General features: G+C 35.1%; 13 protein-coding genes. 4 read left to right on the top strand and 9 right to left on the bottom strand.

What is annotated here, in order from left to right; genetic code table 11:
- Nucleotides 1-21 precede the first annotated feature (21 nt).
- From yajC to queA, 3 genes are all read right to left on the bottom strand, one after another.
- Entirely contained in the window at nucleotides 22-354 is a 333-nt protein-coding gene (gene yajC / locus H1X92_RS07920) for a preprotein translocase subunit YajC (RefSeq protein WP_180559639.1), read from the bottom strand.
- A gap of 107 nt (nucleotides 355-461) precedes the next feature.
- A complete protein-coding gene (gene tgt, locus H1X92_RS07915) occupies nucleotides 462-1,580 on the bottom strand; it encodes a tRNA guanosine(34) transglycosylase Tgt (RefSeq protein WP_180559638.1) in 1,119 nt (372 codons plus the stop codon).
- 92 nt (nucleotides 1,581-1,672) lie between these two features.
- Complete coding sequence (queA, locus tag H1X92_RS07910; protein WP_180559637.1) at nucleotides 1,673-2,740, bottom strand: tRNA preQ1(34) S-adenosylmethionine ribosyltransferase-isomerase QueA; 1,068 nt, start codon at nucleotides 2,738-2,740, stop codon at nucleotides 1,673-1,675.
- 106 nt (nucleotides 2,741-2,846) lie between these two features.
- Here queA and H1X92_RS07905 point away from each other — a divergent pair, with 106 nt between their 5' ends.
- The gene (locus tag H1X92_RS07905) at nucleotides 2,847-3,461 is read left to right on the top strand and encodes an ACP phosphodiesterase (RefSeq protein ID WP_180559636.1); all 615 of its coding nucleotides are present in this window, start codon (nucleotides 2,847-2,849) and stop codon (nucleotides 3,459-3,461) included.
- Between the two features lie 60 nt (nucleotides 3,462-3,521).
- On the opposite strand, the gene brnQ is transcribed toward H1X92_RS07905, so the two are convergent.
- From brnQ to phoB, 3 genes are all read right to left on the bottom strand, one after another.
- Nucleotides 3,522-4,832: a branched-chain amino acid transport system II carrier protein gene (gene brnQ / locus H1X92_RS07900; RefSeq protein ID WP_180559635.1), complete on the bottom strand. Its 1,311-nt coding sequence runs from the start codon at nucleotides 4,830-4,832 to the stop codon at nucleotides 3,522-3,524.
- Nucleotides 4,833-5,207: 375 nt separating this feature from the next.
- Nucleotides 5,208-6,515: a phosphate regulon sensor histidine kinase PhoR gene (gene phoR, locus H1X92_RS07895; protein ID WP_180559634.1), complete on the bottom strand. Its 1,308-nt coding sequence runs from the start codon at nucleotides 6,513-6,515 to the stop codon at nucleotides 5,208-5,210.
- Between the two features lie 25 nt (nucleotides 6,516-6,540).
- Nucleotides 6,541-7,230, bottom strand: a complete 690-nt coding sequence (phoB, locus tag H1X92_RS07890) for a phosphate regulon transcriptional regulator PhoB (RefSeq protein WP_180559633.1) — start codon at nucleotides 7,228-7,230, stop codon at nucleotides 6,541-6,543.
- A 276-nt stretch (nucleotides 7,231-7,506) separates the two neighbouring features.
- On the opposite strand from phoB, the gene H1X92_RS07885 reads away from it, so the two are divergent.
- Entirely contained in the window at nucleotides 7,507-8,115 is a 609-nt protein-coding gene (locus tag H1X92_RS07885; protein ID WP_180559632.1) for a nitroreductase family protein, read from the top strand.
- 265 nt (nucleotides 8,116-8,380) lie between these two features.
- Here the strand turns inward: H1X92_RS07885 and H1X92_RS07880 are convergent, their stop codons facing one another.
- Nucleotides 8,381-9,553, bottom strand: a complete 1,173-nt coding sequence (locus H1X92_RS07880) for a porin (RefSeq protein ID WP_180559631.1) — start codon at nucleotides 9,551-9,553, stop codon at nucleotides 8,381-8,383.
- A gap of 612 nt (nucleotides 9,554-10,165) precedes the next feature.
- Between H1X92_RS07880 and rdgC the strand changes: the two genes are divergently transcribed.
- Nucleotides 10,166-11,074, top strand: a complete 909-nt coding sequence (gene rdgC, locus H1X92_RS07875; RefSeq protein ID WP_180559630.1) for a recombination-associated protein RdgC — start codon at nucleotides 10,166-10,168, stop codon at nucleotides 11,072-11,074.
- A gap of 1,162 nt (nucleotides 11,075-12,236) precedes the next feature.
- Here the strand turns inward: rdgC and exbD are convergent.
- A complete protein-coding gene (gene exbD, locus H1X92_RS07870) occupies nucleotides 12,237-12,665 on the bottom strand; it encodes a TonB system transport protein ExbD (protein WP_180559629.1) in 429 nt (142 codons plus the stop codon).
- Between the two features lie 6 nt (nucleotides 12,666-12,671).
- On the bottom strand, nucleotides 12,672-13,610 hold the full coding sequence (gene exbB, locus H1X92_RS07865) for a tonB-system energizer ExbB (protein ID WP_180559628.1): 939 nt from the start codon (nucleotides 13,608-13,610) through the stop codon (nucleotides 12,672-12,674).
- 403 nt (nucleotides 13,611-14,013) lie between these two features.
- On the opposite strand from exbB, the gene H1X92_RS07860 reads away from it, so the two are divergent.
- Entirely contained in the window at nucleotides 14,014-14,670 is a 657-nt protein-coding gene (locus tag H1X92_RS07860; RefSeq protein WP_180559627.1) for a DedA family protein, read from the top strand.
- Nucleotides 14,671-14,723 lie beyond the last annotated feature (53 nt).

Here is a 14,723-nt window from a genome sequence, read left to right as displayed (position 1 = left end):
TCCCTTCGGGAAAATCAGAAATTAGATAGACTTCATTGTACCTTTTGGTAGTACAGCAGCAACGAAATCACGTTTAATGGTTACTTCATTGCTGTCATTTAATGCGACAACAATATAACCTGTTTCAGATACTTTGGTGACACGGCCAATTAATCCACCAGTTGTTAGTACCTCATCACCTTTAGAAATAGAATCCATTAATTTTTTGTGCTCTTTAGCTCGCTTCTGCTGTGGGCGTAAAATCATAAAATAAAAAATTAATCCGAAAACAACCAGCATGATGATCAAAGAATATGGGTTTCCTTGCGCCTGACCACCCGCTGAAGCGACTGCTTCAGAAATAAACAAACTCATCAAAATTTCCTCATTGTGATTAAAACTATATGTCTAACTCAAAAAATTAATCTAAGCCAATAAATCCTACACTGATTTGATTCAATTAGCACGACTGAAATTATACTCTAGTTTGATGAAATCGATTTATTGATTCGTCGATAAAACGCTACCGCAAAAGCCTCAAATTCACCTTTCTCAATCGCTTGTCGAATTTCAGCCATTAGCCGTTGATAATAACGCAAATTGTGTAAGGTATTAAGCCTGGCCCCAAGAATTTCATTACAGCGGTCAAGATGATGTAAATAAGCACGGCTATAGTTAGAGCAAGTATAGCAGTCACAATGGGCATCTAGTGGCGAAGTATCCGATTTATATTTAGCATTACGGATTTTAATTACCCCTTCAGTGACAAATAGATGACCATTTCGTGCATTACGGGTTGGCATCACACAATCAAACATATCAATGCCGCGACGAACCCCTTCAATTAGATCCTCCGGTTTACCGACGCCCATTAAATAGCGTGGTTTATTATGCGGAATTTGTGGGCAAACATGCTCTAAAATGCGATGCATATCTGCTTTCGGTTCTCCCACAGCTAAACCGCCAACAGCATAGCCATCAAAACCAATCTCAACCAGGCCTTTTACTGATATGTCTCGTAAATCCGGGTAAACACTGCCCTGAATAATGCCAAAAAGCGCATTTTTATTGCCTAACTCATCAAACCGTTGACGACTACGTTGTGCCCAACGAAGCGACATCTCCATCGACTTTTTAGCATAATCCCAATCTGCTGGATAAGGCGTACATTCATCAAAAATCATGACAATATCCGAACCCAGATCATACTGAATTTCCATCGATTTTTCCGGACTAAGGAAAATTTTTTCACCATTAATTGGATGACGAAAATGGACACCCTCTTCTTTAATTTTACGCATCGCACCAAGGCTAAAAACTTGAAATCCACCTGAGTCAGTCAAAATTGGTCCTTGCCATTGCATAAAATCATGCAAATCACCATGTAATTTCATTATCTCTTGCCCGGGACGCAACCATAAATGAAAAGTATTGCCTAACAGAATTTGTGCTCCGGTCTGTTTAACTTCTTCCGGCGTCATACCCTTAACTGTGCCATAAGTACCAACCGGCATAAAAGCAGGCGTTTCTACTGTACCACGCTCAAAAATCAAACGACCTCGACGAGCCTGCCCATCTTGGGTTTGTAATTCATATTTCACTTTGCCTCTCCAACATCAGAAAAACAGTCCAATGTGTTATTTACCAATTTAGTAACTAAATTGATGATGTTAATTATCAAGTTAAGAACGCGTTAGCCAATTTTTTCATTCATTGCATTTGGATTATGCGTGATAAACATGGCATCCCCATAACTAAAAAAACGATACTTTTCTGCGATTGCTTTTTGGTAGGCATTCATCGTATTTTGATAACCAGCAAAAGCAGATACCAACATAATTAAAGTTGATTCAGGTAAATGGAAATTAGTAATCAATGCATCGACAATTTGAAAATGAAAGCCTGGGTAAATAAAAATTCGGGTATCAGCAAAAAAGGGAGCAATAATACCTTCTTTACAGGCGCTCGCCGCACTTTCTAAAGCTCGAATTGAAGTTGTGCCAACCGCAATAACCCGTTTACCTCTCGCTTTACACGCCAATATTGCATCAACAACCTCTTGCGATACTTCAACATACTCTGCATGCATGGTATGTTCAGCAACATTTTCCACCCGAACAGGTTGAAATGTACCTGCACCAACATGCAGCGTCACAAATGCCATTTCGACCCCTTTTTGCCGCAGCGCCGCTAGTAATGATTCATCAAAATGTAATCCTGCCGTGGGCGCAGCAACTGCACCAGGTCGTTGGCCATAAACTGTTTGATAAAGTGTTCTATCAACTTCTTCATCAGGACGAGCAATGTAGGAAGGTAATGGTATATGGCCAATATCATTTAAGATAGCTAACACATCAAGCTGATCCTGAAAAGCAATTTCAAATAATGTATCGTGTCTTGCTAACATAATAGCTTTGACGCTTTCATCATCACCTAATAATAATTCAGCGCCTACCTTGGGCGCTTTCGAAGCACGAACATGTGCCAAAACTCGGTGGGGATCTAACATGCGCTCAATTAATACTTCAATTTTGCCACCAGACATTTTACGGCCATAAAGGCGTGCAGGTATAACCTGCGTATTATTGAAAACTAGCAGATCACCTGATTCTAATTTATCAATAATATCAGTAAAAATACCATGAGCCAGTTCACCAGTTGAACCGTCTAAAGAAAGTAGCCGGCAGTGACTACGTTTAGCTAAGGGATAATGGGCTATTAACTCATCAGGTAATTTAAAAGCAAAATCAGAAATACGCATTTCTTTATACTATTTGATCAAAACAAGCGCACTAGTCTAGTGCGGTGATAAAGACAGTGCAACAAATAAGCATCACGAAAACTAAAAATTCACTTATAATGACACTATGAATTTTCTTGCACACTTGCATTTAGCTCAACGAGCTCAAAGTTCCTTATTAGGAAATTTAATGGCGGATTTCGTTCGCGGTGATCCTGATGGTTTGTATTCACCGGATATTGTGGCCGGGATCAGAATGCATCGCCAAGTAGATAAATTTACCGATCAACACCCCATTGTGATTAATGCAAAGCAACTTTTTCGGCCGCCATACCGTCGAGTCGCCGCAATTACTCTCGATTTAGTTTGGGATCATTTTCTCGCTTTATATTGGGATCAAATCGAATCAAAGCAAACTCTACCCCAATTTGTTGATTATGCTCGCCAGCAAATTGAACCGAACTTATATTATACCCCAGAGAAATTTCAAGAATTAAATGAGTATTTATGGTCACAAAACTGGCTGATCCGTTATGCAGAACCTGAATATATTAGTAATGTATTAAACAGCATGGCGCGCAGACGGCCTAAACTGGTTAATTTAATCGGTTCCTTTGATGACTTTATTCTGCATTACTCTCGCTTTTCTACTTTCTTTTGGCAATTTTATCCAGAAATGATCATCTTTGTTGAAACTCGAACAAAAAAAAGAGCGCTATTAATGAAAACAAATAAACCCTAGCTGATTAAAGACTAGGGTTTATTGCTATTAAATTACATGCTTTAGGCATCTAACTTTATATTAGTGCTGTTTAGTGTTAATACGATCATATAATGCAAACAAAACTAAGACAATTAATGATGGTACCAGCCAGGCTAGATCATGATTATAAAGTGGTAATTTTTTTGCCATTGCAGGAATGAATGCTTGCAAAAGCTCAGAGGATTTCATGGCACCTAATAAACCAAATAGTAAACTTACCAACATTGTTGGCGCAACCACCCTGGATGCACACTTCCACCATTTCAAAGTAAAGCTCATTATAATCAATACAATACATGGTGGGTAAATCGCAATTAATACTGGAATAGAGAATTCAATCAGTTTACTTAATCCTAAATTAGAAATCACCATAGAAAAGATACCAAGTATCCAGACTAATTTACGATAAGAAAATGGTACATAAAGCGCGAAAAATTCAGCACAAGCACAAGTAAGTCCAACCGCCGTTACCATACAAGCAACAAAAATCAGTACTCCTAAGAAAAAGCTACCATAATTACCGAAAGTATGTTGCACATAGGCATGCAAAATATCAGCACCATTACTGGCGTTAGGCAATAACGTGCCGCTATTCTCACCCAGTTTAAACAATGAAACATAAACCAATGTTAATAACACGCCGGCAATTAATCCAGCCCACATCGTATAACGGGTTAGAAGAGCGGAATTTTCGACGCCACGTGAGCGGGCAGCATTCACAATAACAATGCCAAAAACCATCGCACCCAAGGTATCCATAGTCAGATAGCCATTAATAAAACCATTAGAAAAAGCCATTTCTGTGTAGGATGGCGTTGACATAATAGGTTCACCTGCTGGCCAAAGTAACGCAGCAATACCTAAAATAGCTAATGCAATCATTTTTATTGGCGCTAGGATATGCCCTACACTATCGAGCAATCGGCCTGGATAGAGTGAAATCGCTATCACAATGGCAAAATAAATAAGACTATAGATAAACAATGAAATCGAAGAAACGCCGCCTACTAGTGGGGCAATTCCGACTTCATAAGAAACGGTTGCAGTACGAGGTGTCGCAAATAATGGCCCGACCGATAAATAGGCGACGATTGCTAACAGTAACCCCGCACATTTGCCAATCGGCGCACTAAGCTGTTCGATACCGCCACCTACTTTTGCTAAGGCGATAACAGCAATAACAGGCAAACCAACACCTGTTAGCAGGAATCCAGCTGCCGCTATCCATACATGCTCACCAGCTTGCAAACCAACCATGGGAGGAAAAATAATATTTCCTGCTCCTACAAATAACGCAAAGGTCATAAACCCTAACGCTAGAATATCTCTCGATGTTAAACGATATGCCATAATTGTTGTTAATTTGTTGTTATTTATCATCCAGCTTAAGTAGAACTAAAACCTAAACCACTTTTTATTTATTGACTGTGATCTCCGCTAATTTTAATCAGTAAAAAATATATTTAATTAATCTGATAAATTTGATAAAAACAGAAAAATACGCCAATAACAGACTACAAGTAAAACTTTTATAATGATAAAAGGCAATAGTAAATCGAAAAAGCAGAATAAAAATCTGAAATAAATTTTTTATTTAGTGATTGGTTTTAGTGTTTACTCAATATACGTTATATGATTTGCACAAAATTTAACCAACACTAACATTTACTCATGCAAATGTATTATTTTGCTAAACTTATTTAACTAAAATACAGCCAATGAAATTTAATTTTGTCCATTTTTTGTTATCACAACTAAACTAGACGGTAAAATAAAACTAAATACCGACCCCTTACCTAATTGACTTTCAATATTTAATTGGGAATGATGATGAATTAATGCATGTTTAACAATAGCCAATCCTAATCCACTGCCGCCGCCCATTCGGCGAGAACGCGATTTATCTGCTCGATAAAAACGTTCCGTTAAACGTGGCAAATGCGTGGAAGCAATTCCCGGACCATTATCGCGAATAGAAAAAAGTGCTCCCTGTTTAACATGTTGCCAACAAATGTGAATAGATGTTCCAACCGGTGTATGGTTAATCGCATTATAAATAAGATTTGAAATAGCACTTTTTAATTGCTCTTCATTACCATAAACTTGCAATTCTTTATCTACATCAAAAATAATTTTATGCTTTGCCAAGCTTAAATTTATTACATCCTGTTTTATTATATTTAGCATTGCCGGAATATTGATCTGTTCATTCAAATTAATATGCGCTGCTATTTCAATGCGGGAAAGCTGGAGTATTTGTTTAATTAAACTATCCATGCGTGCCACTTGTTCACGCATTGAGCATAAGGCTTTTTTATTAGCCGGATAGCTATCGTTTTGCTCATCCATGATTTCCAGGTAACCTTGCAAAACGGTCAACGGTGTGCGTAACTCATGATTAGCATTAGCAAAAAATTCGCCGCGTAATTTTTCCAATTTCTCCTTTTCCGTTATGTCTCTTGCAACCATTAGTAATTGGTCATCAACATAAGACATAATTTGAAATTCAACTATTGCACCGTTATTTAACGCTATCGTAAATGGCACGGAATAGTCGGCCAAAATAAAATAGCGGTTGAAATCAGGATAACGAAGTAAATTGAAAATAGATTGCCCACTATCTTCTGGCCAACGAAAACCTAATAAATATTCAGCTAAACGATTACACCAAACAATATTACCTTCTGCGGTCATGATGATTACGGCATCAGGTAAAGATTCTGCACCACTACGAAATCGCCTAATAATCTGTACCAATTCATGCCGGCGTTTACGATTACGTTGTTGTAACTGATAAATACCATAAAAAATCGGCTCCCAAACACCTTTCCCGGTGGGTGGCAGTAAACGACGTTCAAGCCAAAGCCAATCGGATAATTTCAGTAAATGATAACTATGCCAGCATAAAGCCGCTAATAGTGAAATCACGAGCAACCAAGATAAATGACCAATAAAAAGTGATAATCCACATGCCGGTAAGCAGAATAAAACCAGAACAACCACTAAGTTTTTCCACGACAAACGTTCAAGCACGTCGACTTTTCCTTATAACCAGCAATCAATAACGGACAGAGAAACGATAGCCTGTACCTCGAACAGTTTGGATCATTTTTTCATGACCAGCCACAGCCAGTGCTTTACGTAAACGACGAATATGCACATCTACTGTACGATCCTCAATATAAACATTCACACCCCATACATAATTTAATAATTGCTCACGATTATAAACTCGTTCTGGATGGGTCATAAAAAAATACAATAATTTATATTCTGTCGGTCCCAGTTCTATCGACATTGTATCGCTCATTACCCTATGAGAAGCAGGATCTAATTTCAATCCGTTCATTTCGATAACATTGTCGCTAGCCAAAGCTGAAACACGACGTAAAATTGCGTTTACCCTAGCAATCAGCTCTTTAGGTGAAAAAGGTTTAGTAAGATAATCATCTGCACCTATTTCTAAACCACGTACCCGATCTGCTTCTTCTCCCCTAGCGGTTAACATCATAATGGGAATATTTCGCGTCAGTTGATCACGTTTTATATGGGCAATAAGCTGGATGCCCGAACCACCTGGGATCATCCAATCCAGCAAAATAAGTGCAGGATAAGGCTCTATAAGCTGCGCGATTGCTGAATCATAATCATCTGCCTCAACTGTTTGAAATCCATTCTGTTCTAATATAAAGCAAATCATCTCACGGATCGCAGTTTCATCTTCGACGACCAGAATACATCTTACCATGATTGATCCTATCATTATTTCATTATCAAATTAATTGGCACTATTATTTCATATTTATAACCATTTAATGAATTATTGTCGCCAATTTTATTAAGTTGCAAATTTTTAAACTTAAGATGAGATCTGGTATGTAATTCACAAAATTAATTAATAACTGAATTTTTGAACTATATAGTTAAATTTTTTATCTATGATTTTTTGTCAGTCCGATTATAGTTATCAATAACCTAGCTGCGCACAATCAATTTATGACCTTATTAATATAAGGAGAATATAATGCCAAACAAATTTATAGAAATGATGAAAGAAAGAAGAACCATTTACAATATAGATAACTCATTACCTATTTCTCAAGCAAGACTTATTAAATTGGTTAAAGAAGCCGTTAAAGAAGCACCTTCTTCATTTAATTCCCAAACATCGCGGGTGGTTATTTTATTAGGCGATGAACATAAAAAACTGTGGCACAATATTACCAAAGAAACGCTAAAAGAAATTGTTGCTAAAGAGATATTTACTACCACAGAGAAAAAAATCGATAGTTTTGCTGCCGGCGCAGGTACGGTATTATTTTTTGAAGAACAAAATATTATCAAAGAATTACAGCAAAAATTCCCACTTTATGCCGATAACTTCCCTGTTTGGTCAGAACAGAGTAGCGGAATGGCACAATATGCGGTTTGGGCGAGTCTAGCACAAGAAAAAGTGGGCGCATCACTGCAACACTACAATCCACTCATTGATGAAAAAGTGCATGCCAGTTGGAAGATCCCAAACTCGTGGAAATTACGTGCTCAGTTAGTCTTTGGTGCAATTAAACAACCGGCTAATGAAAAAACCTATATTGACGATAACATTCGCTTCAAAGTATTTGGTGAAAATTAACACAACTTGCAGCAGAATTTATTTTGTCCAATCGTTACTAACTATTAGCAAGTCGGCATTAGTATAGCAAAACACTATGCGTTTTTAGTGACTTTCTTATACCATTAAGATAACAATTGATAAGATATGGTTTGCCAAATATAGTGATTTTGCCATTGAATCTAATATAAAAAATAACAGCCATTCTGGCTGTTATTATAATTTTTACCTTTATATAATAGACTAAATCGCTATCATTCATTAGGGTGAATTTTCATGAAATTGGTTAGAAAAAGAAACGCAAACCTGTCTCAACCAAAAACCAATTATCTTTCTCATAAGCTTGATTTTTACTATGAAGGTGGTTATACGCCATTTCCATATATAAAAGTAATTGCTTATTTTTCATTACTGCAAAGTCTTTATCTACACCTAACGTATAAGTCTGCTTTGGATAGTCAAAGGTTTTTTTATCGCCTGATCTTAGTCCGTAACCGGCATATAAGCCTGTATCTGATTCTAGCCAGTGCCATTTTGCGCCAATACTGTAGAGATGAGCTGACCAATCCCCTGTCACCGATGTTGGCGTCAGTGTTTTCCTGGCGACTACTACATTCGTTGATTGTAACCGACCATAATCAATTCCAATTGAAGCGGTCTTATCAGGAAAAATATATTTGACCCCCAATGCGAACATTTTGTCTTGCGGTTTTTTTCCTGTTTGGTTTTTTTCACCCACCGCTTCAGCCCAACCAGTAGCCAGTTCGAAACCTAAAGCGTTCTGATAAAAAAGACCCAATGAGTAAGCATGAAGAATATCACTGTAATCACGCTCACCACTGCCTTCCGAGGGTCTAGAATAACTGCCTGCAAACTTTACGCCTTTAAATGAAGGTGTTTCTAAATAGATAGTATGGGGCAAACGTAGGGTAAAAATATCCCGTCCAGTACCACGATAAATGGTATTGCCATTTTCTTGCTTTACATAGCCAGAAGATATACCGGTATTTCGACTCAGTACATCAGCAAAATAGAGCACACCAGTATTGTTATAACCTAAATTAGATTTAGCAACTGAATCAATAGGAACATAAGTACGGCCAAATTGTACTTTCCCATATTCTGCATGAGAAATACCAACATAGCCAACCCGATTATAGAGTTCAAATTGGCTGTTAGGATTATTACTATTCGACTTTTGCGTATCTAAACCTAATTCAATATTGCCAAATACTTTAACCTCATGAGGCAGCTTATGCTCGGCAAATAAACCAATACGACTACCATCATCGCCAATCATGGCTCTATTTTTTTCCGTATCCCAGCTATTTAATAATCTAATTTGCCCATAAATATCAAAACGCGTATATTGATCATCATAAATACTTGTTGCCTGTGAAATCTCTGCTAAAGATAAAGTAGCAATAAATGTTATGATGGGTTTTAATTTTCTTGCCATAAAAATACCCATTAATTTATGCTGAACAAAATAATTGAAAAATGCCAATTTCAAATAATAAAATAATTTTCTTTGCTTTTAGTATTTAAAAAATCATAATAAAATAATAAAATGAAAATATTTTATAAAATGAATTAAAAATAATTTATTAAAATAACCCTACCCTCATAAATAAAAAACAAGCTTATAAAATCAGTAAGTTTACAATAAATCACCTTTAAGCATACAGCAAAAATATTATTTTTATGGCAAAAATAATCTCATTTTTATATTCTATTTCTGGCAATAGATCCCTCTAAAAATTTATTAAATAATTTAATCAAAAAAATAAGACATTATTTACCCTCTTTTTTAATCGATTATAAAAACCAGTATCAAGCAATAAAAATTTCATTAAAAATAATTAATGACAGAATATTAGCCTATATTTTAAAAATGTAATTTACCATTTAATTAAATAATTATTAAAGATAAAAATAACCTATGCGGATGGATAAAATCGATTAAAACTGACTTAATCAATAAAAATAGCGATTGAAAACTAGGGTCGAAGAGTGTGATCCGTTATCATATCCCCAATTTTTAAATAAGGAATAACGAGGAAGCCTTGAGATGTGGTTTAAAAATTTAATGATCTACCGCTTAAATCGGGAATTCAAATTATCCGTAGATAAGCTTGAAAAACAACTTGCCACCCTGGCTTATAGCCCATGCACAAGCCAAGATATCATGAAAATGGGCTGGACTTCACCGATGGGATCTCACAGTGAAGCACTAATACACACGGTTAATAACCAAATTTTACTTTGCGTCCAAAAAGAAGAAAAGCTTCTGCCAGCACAGGTTATTAAACAAGAGTTAGAAGCTAAAATTAAGAAAATAGAAACAGCCCAAGCACGAAAACTGAAAAAAAGCGAAAAAGATCCATTAAAAGATGAAGTCCTGCATGCACTTTTACCCAGGGCCTTTAGTAAAATCAGTCATACTTATATCTGGTTAGATATAACCAATAACCTGATTATTGTTGATGCAGCGAGTACTAAACGTGCTGAAGATAATCTGGCATTTTTACGTAAAACATTAGGCTCGCTTCCGGTTGTGCCTTTAAGTTATCAAAATCCGATCGAACTAACTTTAACGGAGTGGGTGCGCTCTGGCAAACCTGCTAATGGATTCAGTTTAATGGATGAAGCTGAATTAAAAGCACCCGTTGAAGAAGATGGAGTGATACGTTGTAAAAAACAAGATTTATTCTGTGATGAAATTATCGCCCACATTGAAGCTAAAAAACGAGTAACAAAGTTAGCATTAGAATGGGAAGAGCGTATTCAATTTATTCTTTCCGACGACGGAACAATTAAAAGACTAAAATTTAGTGATCTGATAAAAGAACAAAATGATGATATTGATAAAACAGATTTTGCCCAACGTTTTGATGCTGACTATATTTTGATGACAAACGAAATTAGTGCACTGATAAAATGCCTAATTGATGTATTCGGTGCAGAAATGAACATTTAATTAGCTTGACTTGGTAATGCAATAAACCACTAGGAATGGCGATTTTTAATCGCCAGTTTAGTTTTATCGACTAGATAGATTCACCCTCGCCTCCCAGACTGGATGATATATAAACGCATATCACTATACATTTATTTGTATAAATGAATAAAATATAATTATAAGTGGTAACTTATATATATTTTATGACAAATTTTTTCAACCGATAGATTATGACTAATCATAGTTAGATTAATTTTCTATCACTAAAAATTATAATACTAACTGTTTCAGTTATATTCGACTGAAAATTCCATTAAAATCAATAATAATCATAAATTAAAAAGTAAATAAAAAATTTATTATTTACCAAGATGGATAATTGAATATATCAACTTCTATATGGAACATATTAAATAGATTAAAAAAAACGTTATCTTGGCTAGATAACGTTAATATTACTGTAGTTAAATATTATTGATATACTTTGCTGTATGTAGTTATTGAAAAGTCAGCCCATTAAAATTTCTAAACTTGCTTTAAATCATAGCCAGCTTAAAAAATGACTATGGTTTATGGTTATTAGATATAAATTCCATTGCAGGCATAACTATATTAATTGTACAAATGATTTATAAACACAACTATTCTACTCTAATAGTAATTATCTACAATATTAATAATATATTATCTAATATTTAGCATAATTATTCTATAATTAAACTCTATTTTTATGCAAGTATTTTTTATTAAATTATTTTTTATCTGACAAGGCAATTAAATTACTTTATTTTTTGTAGGTAATTATAGCGTACATTAAGCTAAACTTTCTTAAATACATTCATTCTCTTTATCTATGCTATAAATAGAAGTCAACTACTTATATGAATAAAAAACTTACCAACGCTTACTTCTAACTTATTAGTTTAAGAAAAATGAAATTAATAACTATAAATTATATAAAAAATAAATATAAGTTTTTTATTAAAATATTTTTATTCTAAGTAATAGTTTATTATTTTGTAATATAAATAAATTTGAAATTATTAATTATCTAATTTATTAACCATGCAATTAATATGTTTATAGAATATAAAAAATATATTATACTATTGATTTATTACTAACGTATATAAATCAACACTGGGTATTTAATTACCCAGTGGACAATATTAGCAATACGCTATTTTGTGCTCTGTGACATCTCCATGCCAACTAATCCCACTTTAAGGTAACCAGATTTACGTAATAAGTTCATTACATCCATTATTCTTTCATAATTTACTGTTTTATCTGCTTGAAAAAAAATAGTGGTTTCTTTATTTATACCAGTTATCTGATCCAAAGCTGATGCCAATTGCTCCTGAGAAACATTTTGCTCTCCAACATACATTTGACCATTCTCTTTCACTGTTAAAAATAACGGTTTTTCCGGTCTAGGTTGGGGTTTAGCCGTAGAAGCGGGTAAATCAACTTTAATGTCGACTGTTGCTAAAGGTGCCGCAACCATGAAAATAATCAGTAAAACCAACATTACATCAATAAATGGTGTAACATTAATTTCATGCATTTCACCATTATCATTTAAATCATCGTTCAAACGGATCGCCATAAGTACTTACCTTTCTCTTTTACTATCAGCTAAATCCAAATCTCTACCTAACAATACCGTAGCCTGAGCAGCTACATCACCCAGTTGTCCACGATAGGTATTAATCATGCGCGCAAATAAATTATAAATAACCACTGCTGGTATCGCAGCTACCAGTCCTATTGCCGTAGCTAACAAAGCTTCTGCTATGCCAGGGGCAACAACCGCTAAATTAGTCGTCTGAGAATGAGCTATACCAATAAAGCTATTCATAATTCCCCAAACCGTTCCAAATAAACCAATAAAGGGGGAAATTGCCCCTATGGTTGCTAAATAACCATTACCTCGCCCCATATAACGACTAATTGAAGCAACAGCTCTTTCAAGGCGAAAACTGGCACGATCTTTGGTTCCATTTAAATCACGACTGCCGGCAGATAATGTTTTTTCCGCCACAACTTCATCATATAATTTTCGAGTAATACTACTTTTTTTAAATGTTGCAGCAATTCCTATCGCTTCATCGAGTGATTTTACTTTAGATAGTTTTTGCTGTTCTTTTCGAAGCTGTCGGTATGCTCCAATCAGTTCGATGCTTTTTGAAAAAAATAGAGCCCAGGTAATAATTGAAGCAAAAATTAATCCTAACATGACGGCTTTTACAATCACGTCAGCATGCTGATACATACTCCAAATCGAAAGATCTTGATCAAATCCTCCTTTTGCAGTTAATAAGTTAGGTTCCTGTTGTAGTGTTGCTACATTTTTTTCAGTGGCAAGATCTTTCTCGCTTAGTTGCTCTCCATTGGCCGAAGTCGTTGGAATTTGATTTGCAATGGATATATCTTGCTGATTAGGTATATTAACAGGCTGAAACTGCTCAGACAGACCTACCGGATTTGTCTCGGCGAAAGTTACATTTATCAAACTTATTGCCAATAAAATAGAAGCTATCAATTTACGCATCAGTTGGCTATCACTCTTCTGTTATTTAACGCGATCCTTTTAGCTGATCATAGCTTATGCCAGCTAATCTATTCGTAGTAAATTTTTATTTTCCACACTTACATTATGAAAAACTTACTGATCATACCAGACATTAAATCATTTGATAGTAATTATCATTACTATTTGATGAAATTTTTATTTATTTACCTGTTATCAATAAGTTTGCAGCAATTTGATTTGTTCTAATAACAGATAGCCGCAACATACATTTGCCATCTTTAATATTTTTACTCTGAGATAGGCACTTTCTATCCAACTGCTTTTATAATAAACGCGTGAATAAATCCAACATAATCCAGTTTTTTAAGGTAAACTGACAACTATATCGGTTCTTCATTGGTGGTTATTAACAGGGTAAGCTATGCAAGTTCTCAATGAAATCGTGATGGCAATTTGGCATCATGATTTTGCTAAATTAATTAATCCCGATACTTTATGGATTATTTATGCGGTGCTTTTTACCATTATTGTATTAGAAAACGGTATTCTTCCTGCAGCATTTCTGCCCGGAGATACACTACTTGTTCTTTCCGGTGCTTTGATTGCCAAAGGTGTTCTTTCCTTTATTCCGACAATTATTATTTTAACTATTGCTGCTAGCCTAGGTTGTTGGTTAGGTTTTTTACAGGGGCGATGGCTTAGTGATACGAATGTAATAAAACAATGGTTAAAACAGATCCCACAAGAGTATCACGATCGTGCAAATCGATTATTTAACGACCAAGGCTTATATGCGCTTCTGTTCGGTCGTTTTTTAGCTTTTGTTCGCACACTATTGCCGGTTTTAGCCGGACTTTCAACCTTAAGCCACCGTCGCTTTCAATTATTCAATTGGCTTAGTGGTCTATTATGGATTGGGATCATTGTTTCTCTAGGCTACGCAATTAATCAAATTCCTTTTATTAAACGCCATGAAAATATTGTCATGAATATTTTAATATTCTTACCTATTCTGTTACTCATTAGCGGATTGATTGGCTCACTTGTTGTATATTGGAAACATAAAAAAGCCAAATAAATATCACGGCTTTTATTGGCACAGAATAAAAAATGACCCATTTAACAGGGCCA

The organism is Arsenophonus endosymbiont of Apis mellifera (assembly GCF_903968575.1).
Taxonomy (GTDB): domain Bacteria; phylum Pseudomonadota; class Gammaproteobacteria; order Enterobacterales; family Enterobacteriaceae; genus Arsenophonus; species Arsenophonus apicola.
The sequence above is the reverse complement of the archived record's forward strand: the minus strand, read 5'-3'. Positions and strand labels throughout refer to the sequence as shown.

Excerpts from the sequence above, each read along its gene's own strand:
- brnQ (WP_180559635.1), bottom strand. The coding sequence starts at position 4,832 with ATGGCATATCGTTTAACATCGAGAGATATTCTAGCGTTAGGGTTTATG.
- H1X92_RS07860 (WP_180559627.1), top strand. The coding sequence starts at position 14,014 with ATGCAAGTTCTCAATGAAATCGTGATGGCAATTTGGCATCATGATTTT.
- exbB (WP_180559628.1), bottom strand. The coding sequence starts at position 13,610 with ATGCGTAAATTGATAGCTTCTATTTTATTGGCAATAAGTTTGATAAAT.
- phoB (WP_180559633.1), bottom strand. The coding sequence starts at position 7,230 with ATGGTAAGATGTATTCTGGTCGTCGAAGATGAAACTGCGATCCGTGAG.
- exbD (WP_180559629.1), bottom strand. The coding sequence starts at position 12,665 with ATGGCGATCCGTTTGAACGATGATTTAAATGATAATGGTGAAATGCAT.
- H1X92_RS07885 (WP_180559632.1), top strand. The coding sequence starts at position 7,507 with ATGCCAAACAAATTTATAGAAATGATGAAAGAAAGAAGAACCATTTAC.
- H1X92_RS07905 (WP_180559636.1), top strand. The coding sequence starts at position 2,847 with ATGAATTTTCTTGCACACTTGCATTTAGCTCAACGAGCTCAAAGTTCC.
- yajC (WP_180559639.1), bottom strand. The coding sequence starts at position 354 with ATGAGTTTGTTTATTTCTGAAGCAGTCGCTTCAGCGGGTGGTCAGGCG.
- H1X92_RS07880 (WP_180559631.1), bottom strand. The coding sequence starts at position 9,553 with ATGGCAAGAAAATTAAAACCCATCATAACATTTATTGCTACTTTATCT.
- rdgC (WP_180559630.1), top strand. The coding sequence starts at position 10,166 with ATGTGGTTTAAAAATTTAATGATCTACCGCTTAAATCGGGAATTCAAA.
- queA (WP_180559637.1), bottom strand. The coding sequence starts at position 2,740 with ATGCGTATTTCTGATTTTGCTTTTAAATTACCTGATGAGTTAATAGCC.